The sequence below is a fragment of the Halopseudomonas sp. 4NH20-0008 genome (assembly GCF_057548395.1).
In genome coordinates this window covers 24130-49548 of the sequence record NZ_BAAJMD010000018.1, presented here as the reverse complement: position 1 = coordinate 49548, position 25419 = coordinate 24130, and the positions used below count along the sequence as shown (strand labels likewise).

Genomic DNA, 25419 nt, shown 5'->3' with positions numbered 1-25419 from the left:
TATCCGGCCAACGTACCTCAGGCCTGATAACGCAGGCCCTGCTGATTGCCAGCAGGAACGCCAAAGCACCTACCCTCATCCCGGCTTATGCGCCGACGGTAATCACGTGGACTCAACCCGGTCCAGCGCCGAAACGCCCGGGTAAAGCTGCTCGGGTCCAGAAAGCCAACCTCATAGGAAATACCCGTCAAGGATTTCTCTGGGTCAGCCAGCAACCGCAGGGCCTCCTCGCGCCGGGCCTGATCAAGCAATTGTTCATAAGAGGTATTGTGCTGCCGCAGCAAGCGACGCAGATGGCGGGTACTGACCTTGAGCGGCTCGGCAATCTGCTCCTCATTAACCGGGCCGGTGCCCAGGCGATGCTGGATGTCCTGCCTGACCTGTGACACCACATCGCCAGCCGACATACTGGCCTGCAAGCTGCGCAAAACCCCGGTCATACCGCCCAGCATGCCGGGTGTCGCGCTTGGCAGTGGCAAGCGCAACCAGCTTGACGGCAAGCTGAGCGCATACTGCGGACTGCTGCGCACGGCATCACACCATGGGATTCCGGCTCGCTCAATCTCGTTTGCGCGCGGTGATTGCAAGGCCAGCCCACCCGATGCCTGTCCAATTACGCCAACAAATCGCTCGATCTGTCCGGCCAGTAATCCGAGCAAGGCATCAAGCTGCTGTGGATGCGGCTGCCCCACTGGCTTGAGCAACAGGATCACACGGCTGCTGCTGTGCTGCATGTCGATCTCTGCCTGGGTACTGATCAGGCTGAAAAAGCGTACAACCTGAGCCAGCGCGGCACCCAGGTCCGTGCTCGCTGCGGCGGTCAACTCGAGCATTTGCAGTGGCAAAGGCAAATCAGTCCGCCGGCTACAGCAGTGCAGGGCAAACAGCGCATCACCACTGAGGCTGAGCGCTTCATCCCACAGTACCGTGCAACCAGCCTGATCAATGCTTTCGCTGCCCTGCCAGTGGTCGATCAAGCGCGTCGCCATATCTGAATCAGACAGTTGATGTCCATAGAGCGCCAGACCCTGGTCAATGATGCCTATCCAGGACGCCCGTTCACGGGGCATTCCTGCGCTGAAAGGATTTTTTATTGTGTTCATACGCCATCCCTGTACATGCGGATTATCCGGCCACCGGCCGAGTCTGCAGAGAGCAATTCCAGAGAACTCTGTTATGCAGAGTAGATTAACCCGGGTTATCCGGCAAGTTCGCGCATTCCTTGGGTTTCAGACCGCACAGGACCGTAATTCATGTCCTTCCGGGCCGGGTTTGTATGAGCATCTGAAGGCAGACTTGGCTGGCCGGAGTTGCCCAATAGCATTCCGGCCAGCCCGCTGCCCAAGCGGGCATCACAGGTGACAATACAGGAGCAGCACAATGACAAGAAAAACCCCTGTCTGGGCATGGAAAGCCTTGCCCTTGGCAATCGGCCTGGCCAGCATCGGCGGACAGGCCGGCGCAGCCAACTTCTCGATCGGTGAGGTCCAAGCCCAATTCGACTCACAACTCAGTGTCGGCGCCAGCTGGTCTACCGCCGATCCAGACAAACGCTTTATTCACACCGATACCCTGGTTGATGGTCAGCCCATGGGCGGCCAGGCGCTGGCCAGAACGTCGGACGACGGGCGTTTGAATTTCGAGCAGGGCGATGCCTTCTCAAAGAGCTTCAAAGGCAGCCACGACCTGGAGTTGCGTTACGACAACTCGGGGGCCTTTTTCCGCGGCAAATATTGGTACGACTTTGAGATAAAAGATGGCAGCCAACGCTTCTACGACATCAGCGATGACGGTAGCGCGCCCCTGCAGAAAGGCTCCGGGATGGCGCTTCTGGATGCCTTCGTGTATCACAACTACAGCATTGGCAGACTGCCGGGCAACGTGCGTCTTGGCCGCCAGGTTGTCAGCTGGGGTGAAGGCCTGTTCATCGGCAACTCGATCAACGCCATCAACCCGCTGGACGTATCAGCCTTCCGGCGCCCCGGCTCAGAAGTCAAGGAAGCCCTGATTCCGGTTGAAATGCTCTACCTGTCCCAGGCCTTGACCGACAACCTGACCATGGAGGCCTTCTATCAGCTGAAATGGGCGCCAACGGTCACCGACAATTGCGGCACCTTCTTTGGCGCAGACACCGTAGGCAAGGGCTGTATCGACCGTTTGATCGTTTCCGGCATCGATAGGCCACAGGGCGAGGTATTGGATATCCCCGGTAACATCACCATCGTGCGCGCTCGCAAGGATGAAGAGGCCCGTGATAGCGGTCAGTTTGGTGCGGCCATGCGCTGGTTTGTACCTGAGCTGAATGATACCGAGTTTGGCGTGTATGCCATGAACTACCACAGTCGCACGCCAACCTTTAACGGTGTCGCCGGTAACTTCCTCGCGGGCTTTGATCCCACTGAACTGGTTTCAGGTATCAATGGCACCGTCGGTGCCAGTGGCTACTTCTTCAAGTACCCGGAAGATATCCGGCTGTATGGCGTCAGCTTTCAAACCAATATTGCCGGTATGCCAGTGGCCGGTGAGATCAGCTATCGGCCCAACCTGCCGCTGGGTATTGCCACCAGCGATGTCAGCCGCACCACCCTGCAACTAGGGCAGGACAACACCCACCGAGGACTGACCGGACTTCCAACCGGCACGGAAATCCGTGGCTATGAGCGCAAGGAGTTCTTCCAGGCACAGCTCTCCGCGATCAAGACCATCGACCGCATCTTTGGCTCCAGCCGTATGGTGATTGCCGGTGAAGTCGCCTACAACCATCTAGGCGGGATTGGCAGTGGTAACGGCGATACCAAATTCGGACGCGATTCGCTGTTCGGTCAAAGCCCCTACGGCGAGGGTGTGCCCGGGCGGGCAGCAGGCAGCTGTGAATCGGAAACCGGCACATCACCACGGCGTTTCAGCTGGTGTGAAAACGACGGTTACATGACCAGCCATGCCTGGGGTTACAGAATCCGCGCCAGCCTCGACTACAGCAATGTGTTCGCCGGCATCAATCTCAGCCCGACGCTTGCTTGGTCCCATGATGTGGAAGGCTACAGCCCCAACTTCAGCGAGAATGCAAAATCCATCAGCCTTGGGCTGAACGCCGACTACGCCAACCGTTACAACGCCAGTCTCAACTACACCAACTACTTTGACGGCAAATACAACACCCTGGTTGATCGCGACTATGTCTCGCTCAGCTTTGGCGTCAGCTTCTGATAACGGTTACTGGAGAACACCATATGATGCATATGCAAAAAAAACTGCTGGGTGCCGGCGGACTGAGTCTGAGTCTGCTGGCCTCCAGCGTGCTGGCCCAAGGCCTGACGCCGGCAGAAATCGACGCCCTGGGCGGTCCGGTGCTGACCCCGGTTGGCGCGGAGCGCGCTGGTAACGCCGCAGGTACCATTCCCGAATGGGACGGCGGCCTGGGCGCAGAGGCGGGACAAACGCTGGATGACAACTTCCAATCCAACCCTTACGCCGGCGAACAGCCGCAATTTGTCATCACAGCGCAAAACTATCAGCAATACCGCGACAACCTTACTCCCGGTCAAATCGCCCTGTTCGAGCGCTATCCGGAAACCTTTCGCATGCCGATTTACACCTCGCATCGCAGCATTGGTTTCCCGCAAAGCGTGTATGACCAGGTGCGTCAAACCGCCGGTCAGGCGCGGCTGGTAAACGGCGGTGACGGTATCGAGAACTTCTCCCACGGTACCTTTGCCTTCCCGATACCCAAGGTTGGGGCCGAGGTTATCTGGAATCACAACACGCGCTACCGGGTCAACCTGAAGCGCTGGTACATGCAGGCCATGCCGCAGACCAACGGCAGTTATACCCTGATCAAGCTCGAGGAAGAGGTGGGCTATCCCGCATTGATGCCGGATGTGGATGAAAGCACGGTGCCCAATACCCTGCTGTATTTCAAACAACGTGTGAACGCACCAGCGCGCCTGGCCGGTAACGTGCTGCTGGTACATGACACCCTCGATCAGCTGAAGGAGCCGCGCATGGCCTGGGTCTACAATGCCGGCCAGCGTCGCGTACGACGCGCCCCGCAGGTAGCCTACGACGGCCCCGGCACCGCCTCTGACGGCATGCGTACCTCGGACAACTTTGCCATGTACAACGGCGCGCCGGATCGCTATGACTGGACGCTGGTGGGCAAGCGTGAGGTGTTCATACCCTACAACAGCTATCAGTTGACCGAGCCAGGTTTGCAGTACGCCGACGTGCTCAAGACCGGCCATATCAACCCCGATCACACGCGCTTTGAGCTGCACCGGGTCTGGGAAGTACAAGGCAACGTGAAGGCCGGTCAACGGCATATCTATGCCCAGCGCAACTTCTTCGTCGATGAAGACAGCTGGACCATCAGCCTGGCGGATCATTATGACGGTCGCGGTACGCTGTGGCGGGTAGGTGAAGGCCATATCGGCTTCAATTACGTGCAGCAACTGCCGGGCTATTCGATCGAAACCCTGTACGACCTGCTGGCCGGACGCTATATCGCGCTGGGCATGTATACCGAGGAAGTCTCCGCTCCGCAGTACGACTTCGTTCCCAGCATCAATCAGTTCACCCCGGCGGCACTGCGCGCCTCAGGCGTGCGCTGACGCAACTGAGCAGTCATTGGTTTGGGCTTGGGGGATGTCCGCTGGACATCCCTCCTTTTTACTTCTGCTCCACGGCCATCCAAACCAGATCACATAACGCCTCGACGGCATCCAGCATCCGGGGTGACGGCCTGACCAGGCTATCGCCATCCACTACCTTGAGCTGGTTATGCTGGACCGCACGCAACTGTGGAAACTGCCGCCAGGCCTCCAGCCAAGGGTGCGGCTGCGCCGTACTATCATCAAAGACAATAATCAGATCCGGATCAGCCGCAATCACATGTTCGCGGCCTATCTGTGGCGCCAGTATGCCCAGATCGGCAAACACATTGCGGGCGCCACAGTGACGCAGCACATCCCCAAGCATTTGTTGATCGCTGATGGTGTAAATCGGATCGTCCCAGAGCTGGATAAACACCCTCGGTGCCGAATCGGTCAAGGGTCGCTGCGACGCTGCAAGGCGGGCCTGATAGTGCGCGGCCAACTCATCGGCGCGCGCTTCAGCGTGCAGCAACTGACCCAATCGCTTGGTCAGCTCACCTATATCCTCAAGTCGTTGCGGATCGAACCGTTCTACCTGAATGCCCCAGGCTTCAAGCTGATTGAGCAGTTCCGGCGGGTTACCCGAGGTCCAGGCCAGTACCAGGTCGGGATTGAGTGACAGCAGACGTTCACGCGACAGGGTCTGATAACCACCGACCCTCGGAATCTCGTCCAGAGCCACAGGCAAAAGACCATCGTCAAGCACCCCAACCAGCCGATGCTCGGCGTGCAACTGTACAACCATATCAGTGAGGAAAGGCGCCAGGCTGATGACCCGTGGACTGGCGAACAGCGGCAGACTCAAGAGCAACAGGCTGGCCGCCAGCCAGGCGCGGCGCATTACTTCACCCAGGCGCTCGGGGGCTTGTAGAGAAACATCAGGCCCATGCTCGCCAGCACCAGGAGTATCAGCGGAATGATTTCACCGACCGCTACATAGTGCAGCATGCCCATCCAGGCCGGCAGTTTGGCATTAAGTAGACCGAGCATTTGCTGTCGATGCAGATCAACCCAGGCATCAGCTGCTTCGGGCGCCTCAGCCAGTCCTTCTGCTTTAATCAGCGCATGCTTGTAAAAACGAAAACGCCAAAGCGACAGAAACAAGGTGGCGAGGCCAAGGATAAACAGCGGGATAGCACCGGCCTCCCAGGCCGGCTGCTGCTGACTGAGAAACCAGACCAGGGCAATTGGCAGGCCTAGCGTAACACCGGTCTGCATGCGCCAGTTGCGCAGCAACGCGCGCCAATGCGGTGTTGCATCAAACATCATCATTCTCCGCCTGATGGATCTCACCAAGCATGTGACCGAGCTTGCCGGCCTTGGTTGCCAGATACTTGCTGTTATGCGGATTAAGCCCAAACTCCAGTGGCAGACGCTGCGCGACACGCACACCAAAACCCTCCAGCGCCTTGACCTTGCGTGGATTATTGGTCAGCAATTTCAGGCTGGAAATACCCAGATGCGCCAGCATCGGCTGGCAAATCGCATAGTCCCGCTGGTCGGCGCCAAAGCCCAATTGTTCATTGGCCTCCACGGTGTCGGCGCCACCGTCCTGCAGGTGGTAGGCGCGGATCTTGTTCATCAGGCCGATACCGCGACCTTCCTGGCGCAAATACAGCAGTGCGCCGCGACCTTCGTCGGCAATCGCCTGCAGTGCCGCCTCAAGCTGAAAACCGCAATCGCAGCGCAAACTGAACAGCGCATCACCGGTCAAGCATTCGGAATGCAGGCGACCAAGAACGGGTTGGCCATCGGCGACATCGCCCAGGGTCAGAACCACATGCTCCTTTCCCGTTTCCTCTTCGAGGAAACCGTGCATGGTGAAAGTACCCCATCGGGTAGGCAATTTGGATGACGCAACAAAGGTGACTGACACACCTGTCTCCTGTAGAGCCGCTGCATGAAAAGGGCTGGTATCTTAGCAGGAGATCAGCCGCAGAGCGACGCCAAGCAAGCGGCTGAATATGTCTGGATTTACTGCTTCGCTCAGAAACGCCGTTCCAGCAGCAACGTGCCGTTCTCGTCACGCATGCTGACCCGACTCAGGTAGCTGTTGCCCAGCAGAATTTCCTGTGGAAACCGACCCTCGAGAACCAGCGCTTCCACGCCGGTCAGTTCGATATCGCCGACCTTGACCCGGTCCAGTCGAACTCGATAGGCCGGCACCTGGGCATTGGCGGTATTCACCATAGTCTGCGTGCCTTGCAGCCGATAATCCACGCCAATGCGCTGCGCCTCTACCGAGCTCATGGCAATGCTGGTGGCGCCAGTATCGACCATGAACTGCACCACGCGACCATTGATGCTGCCCGCCGTTCGGTAGTGCCCACCCTGACCTCGAGCAATCACTACCTGCTGACGCTCTGGCGCAGTAAAGCCTTCCGTGTATTCACGCTGCAAGCCAAGCTGACGAACCTGACCGTTTATCCGCAGGGTCGCCGTATTACTGTCAGCCGCAACCAGCTCGACACCCGCAGGCCCCGGACGACCGACGCGTAACATATGCCGCTGGCCATCGATATTGACCACGGCCGCATTCGGGAACAGTCCGACCACCCTGACCTGGGGATCGGCCTGAATCCAGGGTGAGACAATCAGTGCCATCAGAGCCAACCAGGCTAAACGCGGTTTTCCATCCATGAACATCCCTCCCAGGCATGATTCAGAGCAGCAGCCATTGCATAGCCAACAGCACCAGCAGCGCCATAAGGCCAGCAATCAAGTCATCAAGCATGATACCCAGGCCGCCTTCAACCTGTTTGTCTACCCAACCTATAGGCCAGGGCTTCCAGATATCAAACAGCCGAAACAGCCCAAACCCGGCCAGCAGCCAGAGCCAGCCCGGCGGCGCCAGCAGCATGGTCAGCCACAGGCCGACAAACTCGTCCCAGACAATGCCGCCGTGATCATGTACGCCGAGGTCCCGCGCGGTGCGACCACACAACCAGATACCCAGCAGCGTACTGACCAGCAGTACGGCAATATAGCCCGCCAGCGGCAATTGCTGCCAAAGCAGCACAAAGGGCACCGCAGCCAGCGTACCCCAGGTACCGGGGGCCTTGGGGATAGCACCACTGCCAAGACCAAAGGCCAGAAAATGCACCGGGTTACGCCAGACCGATGCCGGGGCGTGGGGTTGCTGCTCAGTCATTGCTGGCGTCCTTGAAATGTTGGTATCCACCCACGTCGGTGACAGCCTTGGGGCCGTCACCGTCATCCAGCCACACCCCCTCGCCTGCCACAACCTCGCCGATCACGCTGACATCAAAGCCTTGCGTGGCCCAGACACTCAGGCAACGCTCACTGGCCACCGGCAGAGTAAAGAGCAAACGGTAATCATCACCCGCGCCGAGCATCCACTCGCGGCGCTGGGCCGCAGGCCAATGCATCAACGCCGCCGAACAAGGCAGCTGCGCACTGTTGATATGCAGCGCGACCTCACTGGCGCGGGCCAGATGACCAGCATCGGCCAGCAGACCATCGGAAATATCCAGCCCGGCACTGGCCACCCCGGCCAGCTCCAGACCCAGTTCGGATTGCGCCTCTGGGCGCCAGTAGCGGTGCAAAAGAAAGGTTCGGCTACTCTCATCCAGACCCGCAGGGGCGGTCTGACCCTGCACCAGTGCCAACCCGGCACCCGCATCTCCAAGGCTGCCACCCACACACAGCAGATCACCCGGCTGGGCATCACGCCGGCGCACCACCTTGAAGGCGTTGACCTCTCCAAACACAGTGACACCGATATTCAATGGCCCTCGGGTGGTATCCCCGCCAACCAGACTGATGCGGTGATCACCCGCCGCCTCGGTCAGGCCGGCAGCGAAACCCTCCAACCACGCTTCATCGACACCCGGCAGGGTCAAGGCAAGGGTAAAGGCTATCGGTCGTGCGCCCATGGCAGCCAGATCGCTGACGGCAACGGCAAGCGCACGGTAAGCAATATCGGCAGGCAGGTATTGATCGGGGAAGTGCACGCCTTGAATCAGGCTGTCGGTGGAGATGACCCACTGTTTTTCCGGGTCGGGGCTGAGCAGGGCGGCATCATCGCCGATGCCCAGGGTGACCCGACCTTCATCCCCCGCCGCCTCCAGTGCTGGCGTGCGAAAAAATCGGCGGATAATATCGAACTCACCCATGGGCATGGCAACTGCCTCCCGTCAACGCTACTCAGCGGCCGCGACGGGCCGCATTGACTTCAACACTGCGCAGACGCGGTGCCAGCTTGTCGAGAATACCGTTTACGTACTTGTGACCGTCAGTGGCACCGAAGGTCTTGGCCAGCTCGATGCCTTCATTGATCACCACCTTGTACGGCACATCAATACGGTGGGTCAACTCGAAGACACCAATGCGCAAGGCTGCGAGCTCAATCGGATCCAGCTCCTTGACCGGGCGATCCAGCACCGTGGCCAGACTCTCGTCCAGCTCGGTCAGGTGCATGCCAACGCCGGTCAGCAGGGCGTGAAAGTACTCACCATCGACCTTGGCAAAGTCGTTGTCGGCACGGTACTGGGCTTCAAGATCAGACATTGGCAGACCGGTTACATGCCAACCGTAGAGAGCCTGCAAAGCCAGACTGCGCGCCTTGCGACGAGCCGACGCCTTGGGCCGGCCAGGCAGACCGGCGGCGCTATCAGAGTCGCTCACTTGGCCTCCATCGCCCGGAACAGGCTGACCATTTCGACTGCCGACATGGCCGCTTCAGCGCCCTTGTTGCCGGCCTTGGTGCCCGAACGCTCTATCGCCTGCTCAATGCTGTCAACCGTCAGCACACCGAAGGCAACCGGAATACCGTACTCCAGTGACAACTGGCCAATGCCCTTGACGCACTCACCGGCTACGTATTCAAAGTGTGGCGTACCACCGCGAATCACCGCGCCCAGAGTAACGATGGCATCGTACTGCTTGGTCTCGGCGACTTTTTTGACCACCAGCGGGATCTCGAAAGCACCCGGTGCGCGGATGATGGTGATATCCGATTCCTTGACACCGTGGCGTTTCAGCGCGTCGATGGCGCCGGACAACAGGCTCTCCACCACAAAGCTGTTGAAGCGGCCAACGACCAGTGCGTAGCGGCCCTGGACTGCAACGAAATCGCCTTCGATGGTACGGATAGCTGTCATGTCTACTCTCTCTTTAAAAGAACCGACTGTGCACCGGGCACAGTCGTGGATCGGGTGCGTTTATTCGCAGGGCAGGTATTCTACTACTTCCAGATCAAAACCGGATATGGCATTGAACTTCATCGGCTTGGACATCAGGCGCATCTTACGTACGCCCAGATCACGCAGGATCTGCGATCCCGCACCCACAGTGTTATAGGTCGCAGGCTGACGCACAGGGGTATCGGTGCCAGCCAACTGGTTGACGTGGTGCAGCAGTTCGTCCGAGCCCATCTGATTGCCCAGCAGCAAGACCACACCATGCCCCTCTTCGGCCAGTTTAGCCATGGCCGCACGCAGGCTCCAGCGACCCGGCTGGCTGACCATGAACAGATCACGCAGCGGATCCATGTTGTGTACCCGCACCAGCGTCGGCTCTTCGGGTTGCAGTTGGCCCAGGGTCAAGGCCAGATGCACGGCGCCTTCCAGGCTGTCGCGATAGGTCACCAGCTTGAAGGTGCCCAGCTCGGTCTCCAAGGGTTGCTCGGACACCCGCTTGACCGTGCGCTCGTTGAGCAGTCGATAATGGATCAGATCAGCGATGGTGCCGATCTTCAGATTGTGTTCCTTGGCAAAGGCTTCCAGCTGCGGACGCCGTGACATGCTGCCATCGTCGTTCATGATCTCGCAAATGACGCCGGCCTCACCAAATCCGCCCATGCGCGACAGATCACAGGCCGCTTCGGTATGCCCGGCACGGGCCAGCACGCCACCGGGCTGGGCCATCAAGGGGAAAATATGGCCGGGACTGACGATATCTTCAGCTACGGCGCTGGGCGCCGCTGCGGCCTGCACGGTCCGCGCGCGGTCGGCTGCGGAGATGCCGGTACTGACGCCCTCGGCGGCTTCGATCGACACAGTAAACTTGGTACCGAAACCCGAGCCGTTGCGCTGCACCATCAGTGGCAGCTTGAGGCGCTCGCAGTGTTCCAGGCTCATCGGCATGCAGATCAGGCCACGGCCGTAACGGGCCATGAAGTTGATATGTTCTGCCTGGCAGGCCTCGGCCGCCATGAGCAGATCACCTTCATTTTCGCGGTCCTCATCATCCATCAGGATGACCATCTTGCCGGCGCGAATGTCTTCAATCAGTTCTTCAATACTATTCAGTTTCATACGGCCCTCCCGGGCTCGTTGATCAGGACTTCAGGTAGCCGTTCTCGGCCAGGAATGCCATGCTCAGCGCGCTGTCGGCCGCGGGTTCAGCGGCCTTGTCACCGAGCAGCAGGCGCTCGAGATAGCGGGCAATCAGGTCAACTTCAAGGTTGACTACGGAACCGGGCTGATACTGACCCATAACTGTTTCCTGCATGGTGTGCGGGACAATATTCAGGTCAAACACCGCGCCCGAGACCGCATTGACGGTCAGGCTGGTGCCATCCACGGTAATCGAACCCTTTTCGGCAATATAGCGCGCCAGATTGGCCGGCGCCTCAATGCGAAAATGCCAGGACCGGGCATCTTCTTGCATCGACAACACCTTGCCGACGCCGTCAACGTGGCCGCTGACCAGGTGACCGCCGAGCCGGGAGGAAGGCGTCAGAGCCTTTTCCAGATTGACCCGGCTGCCCGAGGTGAGCGCGGACAGCGCAGTGCGACGGATGGTTTCCTGGCTGACATCCGCCCAGAAACCATCACCGGGCAGCTCGACGGCAGTCAGACACACGCCGTTCACGGCAATGCTGTCGCCCAGCTTGACGTCAGCCAGATCCAGCTTGCCGGTCTTCACATACAACCGCACGTCACCACCACGTGGCTGCAGACTCTGGATCTGACCGACTGCTTCAATAATGCCTGTGAACATCGCTAGCCTCTTTAATCTTCAGGGGCGCTGTCAACTGACCAGCAAACCCAAACCGTATACCGCGACAAAGCCGAAGGCAAAGGCCATCAGCAGGAATCCAAAGCTGCGCAGATAGGTCAGAAAGGTCAGACCGGGCAGCTTGCTCATGGCCACTATCCCGGCGGCGGAGCCGATTATAAGCAAGGAACCCCCTACTCCGACAGCATAAGTCAGCCCCATCCACTCCGCCGTGTTCATTTGCAGGTCGGATTTCAGCAGCGCGGCGGTCAGTGGCACGTTGTCGATCAAGGCCGAAAGCAGCCCCATCAGGAAGTTCGCCAGCATCACCGGCAGCACATCATAAAGCGCCGTCAAACCCTGTAGCACGCCGATAAACTGCAGCATACCGACGATCAACAACACGCCGAGGAAGAACAGCAGCGTCTCGAACTCGATAGCACGGATGTACTCAAGAATCGGGTCGTTATCGATGTCTTCATTGAAAAACCGTGCAACAAGAAACATCAGCGCCAGCCCGGTGAGGAAACTCAACACCGGGGGAATGGCATACAACAGGCTGCCGAGAATGGTGCCGAGAATGGTCAGCAGAAAAATCAGGCCAATCACTTTGTCGACGCCACGTATCGGCCGCAGTGCGTTCTTTTCGATGACCACCTCACCACTCAGGCCGACGGACAGCAAGCCGGCGAGCAGCATGACGGCCGCCAGTGCGGGCAGACTCAGCATCAGCAGATGGGTAATTTCCACCTTGTCGGCGAGAAAGATCATCAGCGTGGTGACATCCCCGGTGATCATCGCCACACCACCGGAGTTCACGGCAAACACCACCAGCGTTGCAAAGCGCAGAGTCTTTTTAATCTCCAGATTCAAACTAAGAATCAACGCCACAGACACCAGCGTAGCGGTGATATTGTCGGCAATCGAGGAAAACACAAAGCAGAAAAGCCCGGTGAGGAACAGCAGCTTGCGCTCGGTCACCCGACCGGGCATGACAGAGTAAATGATATTTTCAATCAGACCTTTCTTGTTCAGGTAGGCAACAAAGGTCATGGTCGCCAGCAGGAACAGCCACAGGCTGGCGATATCGGTGATGTTGTGGTTAAGCGCGGAATTGACCCGTGCACGCATGGCCTCATCGGGCGCCGCGATAAACATCACCATCCAGGACAAGGCACCAAAAAACAGCACGACCTTGGCCTTGTTGACGTGAATCAACTCCTCCAGCACCACACCTAAAAACGCTGCCACGGCCATCAATACCAGCAACCACTGCACTGCAGTCTGCATGATTCAACACTCTCAGGAAGGGGAAATCGTTCTGGCCGTCAGCCGCCAGTCTGCGCCGATGGCGCGCATATCTATGATCTCGAGTTGCACGGCCTCGGCCATTAACGCAAGGGGCAGGTCCAGCAAGGGTCGCGCCGAACTGCCGAGCAGCTTGGGCGCCATATACACCACCAGCTCATCAACCAGGCCAGCCTGAATGAACGCGCCCGCCAGTCCAGCGCCGGACTCCACAAGCACTTCGTTGCAACCACGCTCGGCCAGCTCACGCAACAGCGCAGCCAGATCAACTTGGGTCTGATCGGCATTCGGCAGCGTCAGCAGATCGGCACCGGCAAAACCATAATCCTGTACGCGCCCACGCAGCTGCTTGCACACCACCAGGGCCGGGCAACTCTGCTGGAAAAAACGATTTTCCAGTGGCACGCGCAAACGGCCATCGACCAGCACCCGCAGGGGCTGGCGCAATGTCGCCGTAGCGGCTTGCTCGGATGGCAGACCAAGTTCATCGGCGCGCACAGTCAGGGCCGATTGATCCTGCAGGACCGCATCAGCACCGCTGATCACTGCGCCGCTGCGCGCGCGCAGGCGCTGCACGTCGGCACGGGCATCAGGACCCGTAATCCACTGGCTTTCACCACTGGCCATGGCGGTACGGCCGTCCAGACTCATGGCCAGCTTGACCCGCACGAACGGCATGCCGCGTTGCATGCGCTTGATAAAACCCGGGTTCAGCGCCCGCGCTTCGCTCTCCAGCACGCCAACCTCAACGGCAATTCCGGCGGCGTGCAGACGCGCCAGCCCTTGCCCGGATACCTGTGGATTGGGATCCTGCATGGCTACCACAACCCGACTGACCCCAGCCTTGACCAGGGCATCGGCACAGGGCGGTGTGCGGCCGGTATGACTGCACGGCTCCAGCGTCACATAGGCGGTCGCGCCACGGGCTTCCTCACCGGCCATGGCCAGCGCATTGACCTCGGCATGCCCTTCACCGGCACGCACATGCCAACCTTCCCCGACAATACGATCGGCGCGGGTCAGCACGCAGCCCACTCGCGGATTCGGCTCGGTGCTGTAGAGGCCGCGCTGCGCCAACTGCAGCGCACGGGCCATCATCTGCCGGTCAAGGGCCGCCTGATCAGGCATCCGGCTCATCCTCATCACGACGGGACAGGCGTTCAATTTCCTCGCGGAACTGATTCAGATCCTGGAAGCGCCGGTACACCGAGGCAAAACGGATATAGGCCACTTCATCCAACTGCTTGAGTTCGTTCATGACCATCTCACCCACCACCATGGCCTTGACTTCACGCTCACCGGTGGCGCGCAACCGGTGCTTGATATGACCAATCGCAGCTTCGATCTGCTCAACACTGACCGGGCGTTTTTCCAGGGCCCGTTGCATGCCGGCACGCAGCTTTTCCTCATCGAATGGCTGACGGCGGCCATCGCCCTTGATCACACGGGGTAACACCAGTTCGGCCGTTTCAAAGGTAGTGAAACGCTCCTGACAGGCCAGGCATTCACGCCGACGACGCACCTGATCACCCTCCGCGACCAGACGCGAGTCGATGACCTTGGTGTCATGGGCACCACAGAAGGGACAATGCATGTGAGTTTTCCAAGAAGGATAAAAGCGGCAATCATCTTACTCTCTTGTAAGCCGCGTTAAAAATGTATCCTTTTGTAGCTATCGAAAGTAGCCATCGAAAAAGCCCGCTGACCTCCCTGCAGAAAAACCTCAGAGCGCTCAAGCGGGCACTTTTCAGACCTCAGGATGGCGCAAACTGCTCGCGCAGACGGCGCTTGGCCACTTTGCCGTTGTCATCGCGTGGCAGACTGTCGACCAGCTCGACACGACGCGGCACCTTGTAACCCGCCAGTCGCTCGCGCACATATTGTTGTACCTGTTCCGCGTTGAGCTGCCCGGCCGGCGCAGCAACCACCGCCAGCAGTGATTCACCGTATTCGGCATCGGCCATACCCAGCACCGCGCAATCCGCCACACCGGGCAGGGTGATGATCACGTGTTCGATTTCCGCCGGGTAGATATTCACCCCACCGGAGATCACCATGTCCGATTGTCGGTCACAGATAAACAGGTAGCCCTCCTCGTCCAGGTAACCAATATCGCCCACGGTCGCCAGATCACCGAGTCCGGCCTTCGTCCGGGCGTCTTGGTTATTCACATAGGTGAAGTCGGGCACCGCCGGCTGACGCACATAGATCACGCCAGGCTCGCCTAACGGGCAATCATGGCCTTGCTCGTCGACGATGCGGATACGTGTCTGACCGATCGGCAAGCCGACGCTACCCGGTTTGCGGCGCGCCGAGACTGGATCCTGGATAGTGATCATGCCGGTTTCGCTGGAGGCGTAGGTTTCGTAGATGACCGGGCCCCACCAGTCGAGCATTGCCAGCTTCACATCAGGCGCACAGGGCGCGCCGGTGGAGGCGACAAAGCGGACTGACGACAGGTCATACCTGGCCTTGACCTCCGCCGGCAGGCGCAACAGTCGCACATACATGATCGGCACCAGAAACACCGTATCGATTCGGTATTGCTCAATCAGCGCCAGGGTCTGCTCAGCATCAAAGCGCGGCATAACCACCATCAGCTCGGCCTGCAGGATCGACTGCTGGGCAAAGGAGCTGGGGGCGCTGTGATACAGCGGTGCCGACACCAGGGTGCGCACCCCAGGCTCGATACCCCAGGCGGCACGCGACAGCTCTCGCATGGCGGCGGCCATCGCTTCACGCTCCTCGGCTGGCGGCGCCAGGCGCTTTACCCCCTTGGGCCGCCCGGTGGTGCCGGAGGTGTAAGCCATATGCGCCCGCGGCGTCCGCGGTTCGCCGACGTAGGGTACCTGGTCGGCCAGCCATCGTTCATAGGCCAGCTGCCCTGCGGTCAAATCGCCATTGCCGCCAACGACCAGCACCACCACGCCCTGTGGAATAACACTCGCCACCTCGGCCAGCAGGTCAGCTTCAACCAGAAACACCTTGGCCGCCGAGTCCTGCAACAAAAAAGCCACTTCATCGGCCTTGAAGTGCCAATTGATCGGGCAATAAAAACAGCCCGCGGTCTGGCAGCTCTGGATCGCATCGATAAACACCGGGCCATTGCGCAGCATCACGGCAATCACATCACCGTCTTCAACACCCAGCCGGGCCAGGCCGCCGGCCAGTTGCAGGGCGCGCTGGGCGACCTGCTCACCGGGGCGATCCAGTTCAGCGCAGATCAGCCGTGCGGTCATGCCTTGTCACCATAGGGACGGGTGATCTGCTGCAGCCGCGCACGGGCATCGGCGTACTCCCGCTCCAATTGACTGACGGCCTCGGCCGTGGAGGTAATGGCGCCAATGCTACCCACGCCCTGGCCAGCGCCCCAGATATCACGCCAAGCCTTGCTTTTGCTGCTGCCACCCGAACCGAACTTCATTGTGCTCTTGTCACCTTCGGGCAGATTGTCCGGATCCATGCCAGCGTTCTGGATACTGGGTTTGAGGTAGTTGCCGTGGACCCCGGTAAAGAGGTTGCTGTAGACGATATCGTCCGCACTGGTATCCACCAGCATCTGCTTGTAGGCGGCATCAGCATTGGCTTCATGGGTCGCAATAAAACGCGTCCCCATGTAAGCCAGGTCAGCACCCATGGCCTGCGCTGCAAGGATCTGTTCGCCCTTGGAAATAGAACCTGACAGGATAATCGGGCCGTCGTAGAAGGCACGAATTTCGGATACCAGCGCAAAGGGACTGAGCTGACCCGCATGGCCACCGGCGCCAGCACAAACCAGAATCAGGCCGTCAACGCCAGCCTCGATGGCTTTCTTCGCATGCTTGACGTTGATCACATCGTGGAACACCAGGCCGCCGTAGCTGTGGATCGGACCGACCACCTCGTTGGGCGCACGCAGACTGGTGATGATAATCGGCACCTTGTACTTCACACACATCTCGACATCATGCTGCAAGCGGTCGTTGCTGCTATGCACAATCTGGTTGACGGCAAAGGGCGCAACGATCGCATCCGGGTTGGCCGCCTGGTACTCGGCCAGCTCGCTGGTAATGCGTTTGAGCCAGACTTCCAGCTCTTCGGCAGGGCGCGCATTCAGCGCCGGGAAGGAACCGACCACGCCGGCTTTGCACTGGGCAATGACCAGATCCGGGTTGGAAATGATAAACAGCGGCGAGCAGATTACCGGTAGTGTCAGCGAGTTCTGCAGAACGGCGGGAAGACTCATTGTTGTTCTCCTGGGGGCACATTAATCGGTAAGACATCAGAATTGTCAGTTGCCAAGACTATAGAAGCTGACCGTTTGATCTACAATATCCGCCAACCAGCCCAAACTGTTTACAAATAGGCAACAATGGATGGATATCAAAACCCTGCAATTTCTCAGTGCCGTGGTCGAAGCGGGCAGCATGAGCGGCGCGGCACGGCGACTTGGCACCTCTCGCTCGCACGTCAGCCGCAGACTCAAGGCGCTTGAGCAGAGCATCCAGGTTCAGCTATTCCGGCGCACCACGCGCCGAGTGGAACCGACACAGATAGGCTGGGCCCTTTACGAGCATGCGGCGCGCATAAGCCAGGAGCTGAACGCCCTGCAGGCTACGGTTGACGACCTGGGCAAGAACCTGCGCGGGCATATCCGCCTCAGCGTACCGGTCGCACTGGGACAGCAGGTGGTCGGCCCGCTTCTGCTGGAGTTTGCCAACCTCTACCCTGAGGTTAGCCTGCAATTAACCTTCAGCAATCGCATTTTTGATCTGGTCGCGGCCGAAATCGACGTCGCCATCCGCGTTACCTCCACCCCGCCTGACACCCTGGTGGCACGCGATCTGGGCCCGGTTGACTGGGCACTGTGCGCCAGCCCGGCTTATCTGCAAGCACATGGCACACCGCAGCAGGCGGATGATCTGCTGCAGCTCGACATGGTCAGCGTCAGCTTGCCAGATCAGCGCTTGCCGCTGGAATTGTTCGATGGCCGCGAAAGCCGCACCTTGATACTGCGGCCACGCCTGCAGACTGAAGATATGCTGTTTCTCAAGCGTGCAGCGCTGGCCGGGATTGGCTGCGCGTTGCTGCCGCTGTATAGCGTGCAGCAGGAGCTGGACAGTGGTGCGTTGCTCCGTCTGCTGCCCGAGCAGCGTATACGCGTCAGTGCCTGGGGTGATCAGCTGTATCTGCTGACCGCACCCAATCTCTACCCCACCTTGGCTACGCGCACGCTGATCGAGTTTCTGCACAGCCGCCTGCAGGCGATACTGCCGGCCTGACCCGGCTGCGCGCACGCCGGCTGCAAGGCTAGAATAGCCAGACTACCACCACGGATCTTCGCATGAGCTTAGCTGCCCTGAACACCGAACTGCATCAGGTTCTGGCCGATGCACAGTTAATCGCTACCCGCCTGCCCGGTCTGGAAGCACTGCAACTCTGGCTGCTCGATCCGGCCAACCTGGATCGCGCCTTCAGCAGCGAGGAAACCCGGCGCCTGCTGGATCAGCCGCCCTACTGGAGCTTTTGCTGGGGCAGCGGATTGGCGCTGGCGCGCTGGGTACTCGCGCACCCAGAGCGGGTCCGCGGCAAACGGGTACTGGACTTTGGCAGCGGGTCGGGGGTTGTCGCGATTGCCTGCGCCATGGCCGGTGCGCAGCAGAGCATTGCCTGCGACATTGATGCGCCGGCGCAATTGGCCAGCAGCCTGAATGCGCAACTGAACGGCGTAGAGCTGATTATGGCCGAGGATTATTTTGCCGTAACCGGCGAAGTCGACCTGATCATGGCTGCCGACGTGCTGTATGACAGCAGTAACCGCGTGTTCCTTGAGCATTTTCGTCAGCGCGCAACCGCCGTCATTCTGGCCGACTCACGGGTCCGCGATCTGCAACATCCCGGCTATCGGCGACTGGATACATTACAGGGCCAGACCTGGCCGGACCTGGGCGAGCCCCTGGCATTCCGTGAGGTAGCCTTATATGGCAATGCCAACTGACCTTGAACTGTCTTCAGCGCTCTGGCCTGGTCCCTCTTGATTTCAGTCTTACCCCGCCCCACTATCGCCTGATCCTTTCTTCGATGGACACTTCATGAGCCAGTCAGCCTATATCTTCGACGTCACTACCGAGACTTTTGACCGCTATGTGCTAGAAAACTCCTTTCACAAGCCAGTCCTGGTGGATTTCTGGGCCGAGTGGTGCGCGCCCTGCAAGGCACTGATGCCGGTACTGGCCAGCATTACCGAGCGTTACGCCGGCGAGTTGCTGATGGCCAAAGTGGATTGTGATGCGCAGGCCGAGCTGACCACCCGCTTTGGTATTCGTAGCCTGCCTACCGTGGTGTTGTTCAAGGATGGCCAACCGGTGGACGGCTTTGCCGGCATTCAACCGGAAAGCGCCATTCTTGCCATGATCGAGCCCCACGCCAGTGTTCCTCAGGCAGCCCCGGAGGCGACCAGTAATCCATTGGACGAGGCCACGGCTCTGCTGGACGCCGGCGATGCCAAGGGCGTGATTGCCCTGCTGCAACCCCTGATTGGCGAACAACCCGATCCGGCTATGCTGATCCTGCTTGGCCGTGCACTGGCACAGGATCACCAGTTTGAGGCCGCCGAGCAGGTTCTCAGTGCAGTCAGCAACCAGGATCAGCACAAGGCCGCGCTGGGTGCGGCCAAGGCACAGCTGACCTTTCTGCGCCAAGCACTGGACCTGACGCCTCGCGCAGACCTTCTGCCACGACTGCACACTGACGCCAACGACAGCGACGCGCGCTATCAACTGGCCCTGCACGATCTGGCTGATAACAACCATGAAGCCGCCCTGCAGTTGCTGCTGCAGTTGTTCATAACGGATCGACAGCATGCCGAGGGCGCGGCGCATCGCACACTGCTACAGGTATTTGAGCTACTTGGTAGCGAGCATCCACTGACGATTACCTACCGGCGCAAGCTATACCAGGCTCTGTACTGATAGACGGCGGGCGATGGCCATTGATGGCATTACGTTATAAGATAACGAACACGTCACCCCATTCGCCCTTGCACGAGGCTTTTTAGCATGCGCACAACACCCCTATTACTCACCGGATTGCTGACCGCCCTGACGCTTAATCTTCAGGCCGAGGAGCATACTCATGGTCATGCATCAGCACATGACGAGCATGACGCCCATGATCACGGACATGAGCACAGTGCCAGCCTTGGCGCTCACGAACACGGCGTAGGCAGCCTGAATCTGGTCATTGATGGCCATGTGTTGGCCATTGAACTGGATAGCCCGGCGGATAATCTTCTGGGTTTCGAGTACATACCGACCTCTGATGCCGACCTGGCCAAGACCCGCGAGGTCATGACCCGCCTCGAGCAGGCTGACGGCCTGTTTGCGTTCCCGACCGCAGCCGGTTGCCAATTGGACAAGGTCGAGCTCGAGAGTGCGCAGTTCGATGTCGCCAAGCAAACCAATAACGCAGATGATGCCCATCACCAGGCCAGCCATGAGCATGAGCATGAGCATGAGCACCACGAGCATAAGCAGGCCGACGCCCATGCCGATATCTCAGCACAGTTCCACTTCCTGTGTGCCCAGCCAGCGGCCCTCAATCAGATCGAAGTGACTTTGTTCGAGGCTTTCCCGGGTACGCAAAAACTGCTTTTGCAAGCCATAACCCCAAGTGGCCAGCAGGGTGGCGAACTGAGCGCCGCACAGAACATCATCCGCTTCTGAGTCTGACCGCCTCCTTCCTGTCCTGCCCGGGTGCACCCGGGTAGGCGCAGACGCCAGTCCCTGATAGGCTCATTGTCCATTACCAGCGTGTCGATCATCATGACCCCAGCCATTATCCAGCTCGACCATGTCACCTACGCCTGGCCCAGCCAGCCGCCGCTGCTGGATATTGCCGACTTCGCTTTGCAGCCGAGCGAGCGAGTGTTTCTCAGGGGGCCCTCCGGCAGTGGCAAGACCACCCTGCTCGGCCTGCTCGGCGGCGTATATCTGCCGGCTTCCGGTCAGATAACCCTGTTAGGGCAGAACATGGCCAGCATGTCAGCGACCCGCCGTGACCGCTTTCGCGCCGATCATATCGGCTACATATTCCAGATGTTCAATTTGCTGCCTTATCTGTCGCTGGTCGATAACGTGATCCTGCCGTGCCGCTTTTCCAGACTGCGACGCGACCGTGCCCTGGCCCGACACTCCAGCCTGCAGGCTGCGGCATTGGACTTGCTGCACAGTCTTGGTCTGCGCGACCCTGCGCTGTTCCAGCGCCCGGTCAACACCCTGTCAATCGGCCAGCAGCAACGGGTAGCCGCCGCCAGGGCCTTGATCGGCAGCCCTGAATTGGTGATTGCCGACGAACCCACCTCGGCACTGGATGCCGACAGCCGCGAAGCCTTTCTGCGCCTGCTGTTCAGTGAGTGTGCCGGCTCCAGCAGCAGCCTGTTGTTCGTCAGCCATGATGCCTCACTCGAACCCTTGTTCGATCGCAGCCTGTCGCTGGCCGACCTGAACCGGGTGCCGACCATCACGGAGGCGCTCTGATGTACCTCTTGCAACTAGCCGTCAAGAGCCTGGCCAACCGCCGTTTCTCCGCCTTGCTCACGGTTCTGGCCATTGGCCTGAGTGTGACGCTGTTACTGGCGGTGGAAAGAGTCCGTATCGAGAGTCGCGCCAGCTTTGCCAATACCATTGCGGGCACCGATCTGATTGTGGGCGCCCGCTCGGGCTCGGTACAGTTGCTGCTGTATTCGGTGTTCCGCATCGGCAACGCCACCAACAATATGCGCTGGGACAGCTTCCAGCGCATCAGCAACCATCCACGCGTGGCCTGGGCGATACCCATCTCCCTCGGCGATTCGCACCGTGGTTTCAAGGTCATGGGCACCAGTCAGGCCTACTTTGAACACTTTCGTTACGGTCGCAACCAGGCGCTGAGCTTTACCGCAGGCCAGCCCTTTGACGACCTGTATGACGCGGTCATTGGGGCTGACGTGGCCCGTGAACTCGGCTATCAGCTAGACACTGATCTGGTACTGGCGCATGGCGCTGGCGCCGTGAGTTTTGTCGAGCACAGCGACAAACCTTTCCGGGTCAGCGGTATCCTTGGCAAAACCGGCACACCCGTGGACCGTACCGTGCATATCAGCCTGGAAGGCATGGAGGCACTGCATATCGATTGGCAGCAAGGCATGCCGGCGCGGGGTGCGGCCCGTGTTGGTGCCGAACAGGCCCGCGAGATGGATCTGACACCCAAGGCCATTACCGCCATGCTGCTGGGACTGCAAAGCCGGATCAGCACATTTAACGTGCAGCGTGACATCAATCAGTTCCCCGACGAGCCGCTCCAGGCCATTTTGCCCGGCGTTGCCCTGCAGGAGCTATGGAGTCTGCTGGGGATCGCCGAAAAGGCGTTATTTATCGTATCGGTTTTTGTCGTCTTGACCGGCCTGGTCGGCATGCTGACAGCCATTCTCAGCAGCCTGAATGAACGCCGCCGGGAAATGGCCATCCTGCGGTCGGTGGGTGCCAAACCACGACATATTTTCACGCTGTTGCTGTTCGAAGCCGGCAGCCTGGCTTTGGCCGGCATCTTATTGGGCCTGGCACTGATGTACCTTGTTTTGTGGCTGGGGCAGCCCTGGATTCTGACCCAGTACGGTCTGTTTATCCCCCTGAGCCCACCGGGGTTGTATGAATGGACGCTGCTTGGCGCTATCCTGATTACCAGCATACTGATCGGCAGCGTTCCGGCCTGGCGCGCCTATCGCCAGTCTCTGGTCGACGGCCTGTCGATCCGCACCTGACTCTGATGAGGACGTCCATGCATTTGATCAACACACTTGGCGCAGCCGCTTTGCTGTTGTGCAGCCTGAATGTCGGCGCCGTTGAGGAGCTGACCTGGGGTGACCTGGTGCCGCCCGAGGCGCGTGATCTGATGGGCATGCCACAGCCTGTGCACGACCTGTCCGGCCTGGCCGATGCCCTGAGCGATGAGGAGTTTGGCGACCCAGCCGTGCAACTGGTCCCGGATGCACCGGTGGTAACCGCGCTGAACGGCCGCCAGATCAAGCTTCCCGGCTATATCGTACCCTTGGGCATCAGCGAGCAAGGCATGGTCAACGAGTTTCTGCTGGTACCCTACTTCGGCGCCTGCATCCATGTCCCGCCACCGCCCTCGAACCAGATCGTCTACGTACAAAGTGAGGCCGGCATTCGTTTGCAGGACCTCTACCAGCCCTTCTGGATTACCGGCGCCATGCAGGTCGAGCCGATCGAAAGTGAACTGGCCAATGCCGGCTATCGGATTGCGCAAGCGCAGATCGAGCCCTATACCTACTGAGCCCGGGCTACCTCAGTTGCCTTGCACCTGCCGGGCGTAATCCTGCCAACGGTCGAGTTGTTGGCGCTGACCCGCATCAGCCCCTTTGCGCGCTTGCGCAATGGATTCAGCCAAGGCATCCCAGCGACCCTGCTGTAGTTGCAACGCAGCCAGACGCATCCAGTCGTCACTGCGTCCGGACTGTTGTGCCAGGGCACGCCAGGCCTGCTCGGCGCGCTCATGATCACGGGCCATCTGCCACATTTGCGCCAGACGCTGCTGATGTTGCCGGTTGCTCGCCAGCAAACCTTGCTGCAACAGAGCTTCCTGCAAACGTGCGGCCTGCCAGGGGGCTCCGGCTGCCAGCTGCAGTCCGACCAGTGAGCCGAGTTCGCTATCGCTGAAACGCAAGCCGGCTTCATAGGCCAGCCTCAGGGTAGCCGCCGCATCAACCTGACGCCGATCAAGGCTTTGCACGCTGGCCAACTGACGCCAGAGTTCGATGCTGCCCGGGTCATTGTTGAGCATCAGGCGCAGCCATTGCTCGGCGCTGGCATAGCGTTCCAGTTCCAGGTTCATGCCGGCCAGCAACTGATACCAGACCGGATCGACGCTGGCTGAACTGCGCACGACCTGTTCTGCCAAGGGAATGGCACGCCCGTAATCACCGAGCTGGTTGTAGAGCTGAACCAGCAAGCGCAAATGCGCGTCAGCCAGCGGCTGCTCGGCATGCAGGCCCGAGAGCAGTTGTGCGGCGCTCCGGGGCTGATCAGTGAGTACCAGCAGTTGAGCCAGATTAAGCCGATCCTGACGTTGCGCTTCCGCTGACAGCTGCGCCTGTGCCAGCGCCTGTTGCAACCAGTCGATCGCCTCGGCATTACGCTCCCGGGCGATGGCCAGATAGCCCAGTCGTTGCTGCAAGAGCGCCAGTTCCAGACTACCCTCCTGAGCCTGCCCCAGTTGCGCGCGCAACAGCTGTTCTGCCGTGCTCAGATCCCCCCGTTGCTGTGCCTGATCGGCCTGGGTGAGGGCCTGGTAAACAGCCGGGGCAACCTGCTGCGCCAGCACGGGCAGACTGGACGCCATTAACATCAACACCAGCACCAGCATGCGCATCAGCGACTATTCTCCAGTGTGAAACGCAAGGTCCGCGTTGCTTCACGAGGCACCGCCTGACCATTCTCTTGGCGCGGCGTAAAGCGCCATCGGGTGGCGGCTCGGCGGGCTTCACGATCGAATACCCCAGGCGGGTCAGCGGCTATTACCCGCAGATTTTCAACCCGGCCCTCAGCACTAATGGTAAAAGCCAGGGTCACCTGCCCCTCCTGACCGGCACGCCGGGCATTCGACGGATAAGTTGGTGGAATGTCTACCAGCGGTGTGACTTCCTTATCCAAACCTTGGCTACTATCGCCTGGCTGCCCCAGCGACGCCTGCTCGGCCGAGGCGGTCAACGCCTGCAGAGGCATTGCTGCCGGACTTATTGCGATTGACGTGGGGATGGCCGGCACGGCGATGGACAGCGGCTGCGCCGTCAAGGCCGGCATCACCGGGCTGGGTGGTTGCGGCACCGTCGGCATAGTCGGCGGCTCGGGTGGGGGCGGCAGTTCACGGCTCGGATCATTGCTGGGGCTGGGCGTATCACTGACACTGCGAACAAAGCTGATCTTGACCAGTTCCTGGTCATCCAGGTTGTTCTGCTCAGGCGGCATGACCAGCAGACGCATCAAGGCGAACAGCAACAAGGCGATCAGCAGAGCCGAGCAAAAACTGAGCAACAAACGCATCAGCGCGACTCGATGGTGGCGGCCAGGGCCACATCCTGCACGCCCGCCAGCCGTACCTGATCCATCACCTGCACGACCAAGCCACTGCGCGAATCACGATCAGCCTGCACCACCACACTGCTCTCCGGCAGATCCACACGCATACGTTCAACGGCTGCCCGCACTAGGCGCACATCAACCCGCTGACGATCAATCCAGACCTCACCCTCGGCGCTCACGGCAATCAGGATATTACCCTTCGGCTGTTCGCTGCTGCTGGCCGCCGAGGGGCTCTGTACGGTGATGCCGGACTCCTTGATAAAGGAGCTGGTGACAATAAAGAAGATCAACATGATAAACACGATATCGAGCATCGGTGTCATGTCGATACCGGCCTCATCATCACTGCCTGCGTGGTGCCTGCGCATGCGCATCGATTA

28 protein-coding genes are annotated in these 25419 nt (G+C 59.7%); 9 read left to right on the top strand and 19 right to left on the bottom strand.

All coding sequences use genetic code 11. The annotated features are described in order from the left end of the window. Nucleotides 1-17 precede the first annotated feature (17 nt). Nucleotides 18-1103, bottom strand: coding sequence for a helix-turn-helix transcriptional regulator (locus tag AC27HQ_RS15555; RefSeq protein WP_487157113.1), 1086 nt, complete (start codon nt 1101-1103; stop codon nt 18-20). A gap of 277 nt (nt 1104-1380) precedes the next feature. Here AC27HQ_RS15555 and AC27HQ_RS15550 point away from each other — a divergent pair, with 277 nt between their 5' ends. Together AC27HQ_RS15550 and AC27HQ_RS15545 are read left to right on the top strand one after the other, a co-directional pair. Beyond that, entirely contained in the window at nt 1381-3207 is a 1827-nt protein-coding gene (locus AC27HQ_RS15550) for a DUF1302 domain-containing protein (RefSeq protein ID WP_487157112.1), read from the top strand. 26 nt (nt 3208-3233) lie between these two features. After that, nucleotides 3234-4607, top strand: coding sequence for a DUF1329 domain-containing protein (locus AC27HQ_RS15545; protein ID WP_487157139.1), 1374 nt, complete (start codon nt 3234-3236; stop codon nt 4605-4607). Nucleotides 4608-4665: 58 nt separating this feature from the next. On the opposite strand, the gene AC27HQ_RS15540 is transcribed toward AC27HQ_RS15545, so the two are convergent. From AC27HQ_RS15540 to AC27HQ_RS15470, 15 genes are all read right to left on the bottom strand, one after another. Continuing rightward, entirely contained in the window at nt 4666-5490 is an 825-nt protein-coding gene (locus AC27HQ_RS15540; RefSeq protein WP_487157111.1) for a cobalamin-binding protein, read from the bottom strand. Then, a complete protein-coding gene (locus AC27HQ_RS15535; RefSeq protein ID WP_487157110.1) occupies nt 5490-5915 on the bottom strand; it encodes a hypothetical protein in 426 nt (141 codons plus the stop codon). Before AC27HQ_RS15535 ends, AC27HQ_RS15540 begins: the two co-directional genes overlap by 1 nt. After that, the gene (gene ribA / locus AC27HQ_RS15530) at nt 5908-6525 is read right to left on the bottom strand and encodes a GTP cyclohydrolase II (RefSeq protein WP_487157109.1); all 618 of its coding nucleotides are present in this window, start codon (nt 6523-6525) and stop codon (nt 5908-5910) included. Before ribA ends, AC27HQ_RS15535 begins: the two co-directional genes overlap by 8 nt. Before the next feature lie 110 nt (nt 6526-6635). Next, nucleotides 6636-7289 (bottom strand): retropepsin-like aspartic protease family protein, encoded by a 654-nt coding sequence (locus tag AC27HQ_RS15525; protein WP_487157108.1) that lies wholly within the window; start codon nt 7287-7289, stop codon nt 6636-6638. A gap of 22 nt (nt 7290-7311) precedes the next feature. Next, the gene (locus AC27HQ_RS15520; protein WP_487157107.1) at nt 7312-7800 is read right to left on the bottom strand and encodes a phosphatidylglycerophosphatase A family protein; all 489 of its coding nucleotides are present in this window, start codon (nt 7798-7800) and stop codon (nt 7312-7314) included. Continuing rightward, nucleotides 7793-8785 (bottom strand): thiamine-phosphate kinase, encoded by a 993-nt coding sequence (gene thiL, locus AC27HQ_RS15515; RefSeq protein ID WP_487157138.1) that lies wholly within the window; start codon nt 8783-8785, stop codon nt 7793-7795. Before thiL ends, AC27HQ_RS15520 begins: the two co-directional genes overlap by 8 nt. A gap of 31 nt (nt 8786-8816) precedes the next feature. After that, the gene (gene nusB, locus AC27HQ_RS15510) at nt 8817-9296 is read right to left on the bottom strand and encodes a transcription antitermination factor NusB (protein ID WP_487157106.1); all 480 of its coding nucleotides are present in this window, start codon (nt 9294-9296) and stop codon (nt 8817-8819) included. Next, nucleotides 9293-9772, bottom strand: a complete 480-nt coding sequence (gene ribH, locus AC27HQ_RS15505) for a 6,7-dimethyl-8-ribityllumazine synthase (protein ID WP_487157105.1) — start codon at nt 9770-9772, stop codon at nt 9293-9295. The genes nusB and ribH overlap by 4 nt, the downstream gene beginning before the upstream one ends. A 60-nt stretch (nt 9773-9832) precedes the next feature. Next, a complete protein-coding gene (gene ribBA, locus AC27HQ_RS15500; RefSeq protein ID WP_487157104.1) occupies nt 9833-10927 on the bottom strand; it encodes a bifunctional 3,4-dihydroxy-2-butanone-4-phosphate synthase/GTP cyclohydrolase II in 1095 nt (364 codons plus the stop codon). 22 nt (nt 10928-10949) lie between these two features. Next, nucleotides 10950-11615 carry a riboflavin synthase gene (locus AC27HQ_RS15495; protein WP_487157103.1) on the bottom strand — a complete coding sequence of 222 codons (666 nt, stop codon included), beginning with the start codon at nt 11613-11615 and terminating at the stop codon, nt 10950-10952. A 30-nt stretch (nt 11616-11645) separates the two neighbouring features. Then, nucleotides 11646-12902 (bottom strand): sodium:proton antiporter NhaD, encoded by a 1257-nt coding sequence (nhaD, locus tag AC27HQ_RS15490; protein WP_487157102.1) that lies wholly within the window; start codon nt 12900-12902, stop codon nt 11646-11648. A gap of 12 nt (nt 12903-12914) precedes the next feature. Further along, a complete protein-coding gene (ribD, locus tag AC27HQ_RS15485; RefSeq protein WP_487157101.1) occupies nt 12915-14048 on the bottom strand; it encodes a bifunctional diaminohydroxyphosphoribosylaminopyrimidine deaminase/5-amino-6-(5-phosphoribosylamino)uracil reductase RibD in 1134 nt (377 codons plus the stop codon). Then, nucleotides 14041-14514, bottom strand: a complete 474-nt coding sequence (nrdR, locus tag AC27HQ_RS15480) for a transcriptional regulator NrdR (protein WP_487157100.1) — start codon at nt 14512-14514, stop codon at nt 14041-14043. Before nrdR ends, ribD begins: the two co-directional genes overlap by 8 nt. Before the next feature lie 160 nt (nt 14515-14674). Beyond that, the gene (locus AC27HQ_RS15475) at nt 14675-16159 is read right to left on the bottom strand and encodes an AMP-binding protein (protein ID WP_487157099.1); all 1485 of its coding nucleotides are present in this window, start codon (nt 16157-16159) and stop codon (nt 14675-14677) included. Continuing rightward, complete coding sequence (locus tag AC27HQ_RS15470) at nt 16156-17145, bottom strand: NAD(P)H-dependent flavin oxidoreductase (protein WP_487157098.1); 990 nt, start codon at nt 17143-17145, stop codon at nt 16156-16158. The genes AC27HQ_RS15475 and AC27HQ_RS15470 overlap by 4 nt, the downstream gene beginning before the upstream one ends. 130 nt (nt 17146-17275) lie before the next feature. On the opposite strand from AC27HQ_RS15470, the gene AC27HQ_RS15465 reads away from it, so the two are divergent. The 7 genes from AC27HQ_RS15465 (at nt 17276) to AC27HQ_RS15435 (ending at nt 23234) form a co-directional block, all read left to right on the top strand. Beyond that, nucleotides 17276-18181, top strand: a complete 906-nt coding sequence (locus tag AC27HQ_RS15465) for a LysR family transcriptional regulator (RefSeq protein WP_487157097.1) — start codon at nt 17276-17278, stop codon at nt 18179-18181. Between the two features lie 62 nt (nt 18182-18243). Continuing rightward, a complete protein-coding gene (locus tag AC27HQ_RS15460; RefSeq protein WP_487157096.1) occupies nt 18244-18897 on the top strand; it encodes a class I SAM-dependent methyltransferase in 654 nt (217 codons plus the stop codon). A gap of 94 nt (nt 18898-18991) precedes the next feature. Further along, nucleotides 18992-19870, top strand: a complete 879-nt coding sequence (gene trxA / locus AC27HQ_RS15455) for a thioredoxin (RefSeq protein WP_487157095.1) — start codon at nt 18992-18994, stop codon at nt 19868-19870. A gap of 87 nt (nt 19871-19957) precedes the next feature. Next, nucleotides 19958-20623, top strand: a complete 666-nt coding sequence (locus AC27HQ_RS15450) for a DUF2796 domain-containing protein (RefSeq protein ID WP_487157094.1) — start codon at nt 19958-19960, stop codon at nt 20621-20623. Between the two features lie 99 nt (nt 20624-20722). Then, a complete protein-coding gene (locus AC27HQ_RS15445; RefSeq protein ID WP_487157137.1) occupies nt 20723-21436 on the top strand; it encodes an ATP-binding cassette domain-containing protein in 714 nt (237 codons plus the stop codon). After that, nucleotides 21436-22698, top strand: coding sequence for an ABC transporter permease (locus AC27HQ_RS15440; RefSeq protein WP_487157093.1), 1263 nt, complete (start codon nt 21436-21438; stop codon nt 22696-22698). The genes AC27HQ_RS15445 and AC27HQ_RS15440 overlap by 1 nt, the downstream gene beginning before the upstream one ends. Nucleotides 22699-22715: 17 nt before the next feature. After that, nucleotides 22716-23234, top strand: a complete 519-nt coding sequence (locus AC27HQ_RS15435) for a DUF3299 domain-containing protein (protein ID WP_487157092.1) — start codon at nt 22716-22718, stop codon at nt 23232-23234. A gap of 12 nt (nt 23235-23246) precedes the next feature. Here the strand turns inward: AC27HQ_RS15435 and AC27HQ_RS15430 are convergent, their stop codons facing one another. The 3 genes from AC27HQ_RS15430 to AC27HQ_RS15420 are packed head-to-tail and all read right to left on the bottom strand — an operon-like array spanning nt 23247 to nt 25413. Continuing rightward, nucleotides 23247-24329, bottom strand: coding sequence for a tetratricopeptide repeat protein (locus tag AC27HQ_RS15430; protein WP_487157091.1), 1083 nt, complete (start codon nt 24327-24329; stop codon nt 23247-23249). Further along, nucleotides 24329-25000, bottom strand: a complete 672-nt coding sequence (locus tag AC27HQ_RS15425) for an energy transducer TonB (RefSeq protein ID WP_487157090.1) — start codon at nt 24998-25000, stop codon at nt 24329-24331. The genes AC27HQ_RS15430 and AC27HQ_RS15425 overlap by 1 nt, the downstream gene beginning before the upstream one ends. After that, nucleotides 25000-25413, bottom strand: coding sequence for an ExbD/TolR family protein (locus tag AC27HQ_RS15420; protein WP_487157088.1), 414 nt, complete (start codon nt 25411-25413; stop codon nt 25000-25002). The genes AC27HQ_RS15425 and AC27HQ_RS15420 overlap by 1 nt, the downstream gene beginning before the upstream one ends. Between the last annotated feature and the right edge of the window lie 6 nt (nt 25414-25419).

Bases quoted from the DNA above. Each gene is read 5' to 3' on its own strand.
- AC27HQ_RS15555 (WP_487157113.1), bottom strand. From the start codon at position 1,103: ATGAACACAATAAAAAATCCTTTCAGCGCAGGAATGCCCCGTGAACGG.
- AC27HQ_RS15550 (WP_487157112.1), top strand. From the start codon at position 1,381: ATGACAAGAAAAACCCCTGTCTGGGCATGGAAAGCCTTGCCCTTGGCA.
- AC27HQ_RS15545 (WP_487157139.1), top strand. From the start codon at position 3,234: ATGCATATGCAAAAAAAACTGCTGGGTGCCGGCGGACTGAGTCTGAGT.
- AC27HQ_RS15540 (WP_487157111.1), bottom strand. From the start codon at position 5,490: ATGCGCCGCGCCTGGCTGGCGGCCAGCCTGTTGCTCTTGAGTCTGCCG.
- AC27HQ_RS15535 (WP_487157110.1), bottom strand. From the start codon at position 5,915: ATGTTTGATGCAACACCGCATTGGCGCGCGTTGCTGCGCAACTGGCGC.
- AC27HQ_RS15525 (WP_487157108.1), bottom strand. From the start codon at position 7,289: ATGGATGGAAAACCGCGTTTAGCCTGGTTGGCTCTGATGGCACTGATT.
- AC27HQ_RS15520 (WP_487157107.1), bottom strand. From the start codon at position 7,800: ATGACTGAGCAGCAACCCCACGCCCCGGCATCGGTCTGGCGTAACCCG.
- thiL (WP_487157138.1), bottom strand. From the start codon at position 8,785: ATGGGTGAGTTCGATATTATCCGCCGATTTTTTCGCACGCCAGCACTG.
- ribH (WP_487157105.1), bottom strand. From the start codon at position 9,772: ATGACAGCTATCCGTACCATCGAAGGCGATTTCGTTGCAGTCCAGGGC.
- ribBA (WP_487157104.1), bottom strand. From the start codon at position 10,927: ATGAAACTGAATAGTATTGAAGAACTGATTGAAGACATTCGCGCCGGC.
- AC27HQ_RS15495 (WP_487157103.1), bottom strand. From the start codon at position 11,615: ATGTTCACAGGCATTATTGAAGCAGTCGGTCAGATCCAGAGTCTGCAG.
- nhaD (WP_487157102.1), bottom strand. From the start codon at position 12,902: ATGCAGACTGCAGTGCAGTGGTTGCTGGTATTGATGGCCGTGGCAGCG.
- ribD (WP_487157101.1), bottom strand. From the start codon at position 14,048: ATGCCTGATCAGGCGGCCCTTGACCGGCAGATGATGGCCCGTGCGCTG.
- nrdR (WP_487157100.1), bottom strand. From the start codon at position 14,514: ATGCATTGTCCCTTCTGTGGTGCCCATGACACCAAGGTCATCGACTCG.
- AC27HQ_RS15475 (WP_487157099.1), bottom strand. From the start codon at position 16,159: ATGACCGCACGGCTGATCTGCGCTGAACTGGATCGCCCCGGTGAGCAG.
- AC27HQ_RS15470 (WP_487157098.1), bottom strand. From the start codon at position 17,145: ATGAGTCTTCCCGCCGTTCTGCAGAACTCGCTGACACTACCGGTAATC.
- AC27HQ_RS15465 (WP_487157097.1), top strand. From the start codon at position 17,276: ATGGATATCAAAACCCTGCAATTTCTCAGTGCCGTGGTCGAAGCGGGC.
- AC27HQ_RS15460 (WP_487157096.1), top strand. From the start codon at position 18,244: ATGAGCTTAGCTGCCCTGAACACCGAACTGCATCAGGTTCTGGCCGAT.
- trxA (WP_487157095.1), top strand. From the start codon at position 18,992: ATGAGCCAGTCAGCCTATATCTTCGACGTCACTACCGAGACTTTTGAC.
- AC27HQ_RS15450 (WP_487157094.1), top strand. From the start codon at position 19,958: ATGCGCACAACACCCCTATTACTCACCGGATTGCTGACCGCCCTGACG.
- AC27HQ_RS15445 (WP_487157137.1), top strand. From the start codon at position 20,723: ATGACCCCAGCCATTATCCAGCTCGACCATGTCACCTACGCCTGGCCC.
- AC27HQ_RS15440 (WP_487157093.1), top strand. From the start codon at position 21,436: ATGTACCTCTTGCAACTAGCCGTCAAGAGCCTGGCCAACCGCCGTTTC.
- AC27HQ_RS15435 (WP_487157092.1), top strand. From the start codon at position 22,716: ATGCATTTGATCAACACACTTGGCGCAGCCGCTTTGCTGTTGTGCAGC.
- AC27HQ_RS15430 (WP_487157091.1), bottom strand. From the start codon at position 24,329: ATGCGCATGCTGGTGCTGGTGTTGATGTTAATGGCGTCCAGTCTGCCC.
- AC27HQ_RS15425 (WP_487157090.1), bottom strand. From the start codon at position 25,000: ATGCGTTTGTTGCTCAGTTTTTGCTCGGCTCTGCTGATCGCCTTGTTG.
- AC27HQ_RS15420 (WP_487157088.1), bottom strand. From the start codon at position 25,413: ATGCGCATGCGCAGGCACCACGCAGGCAGTGATGATGAGGCCGGTATC.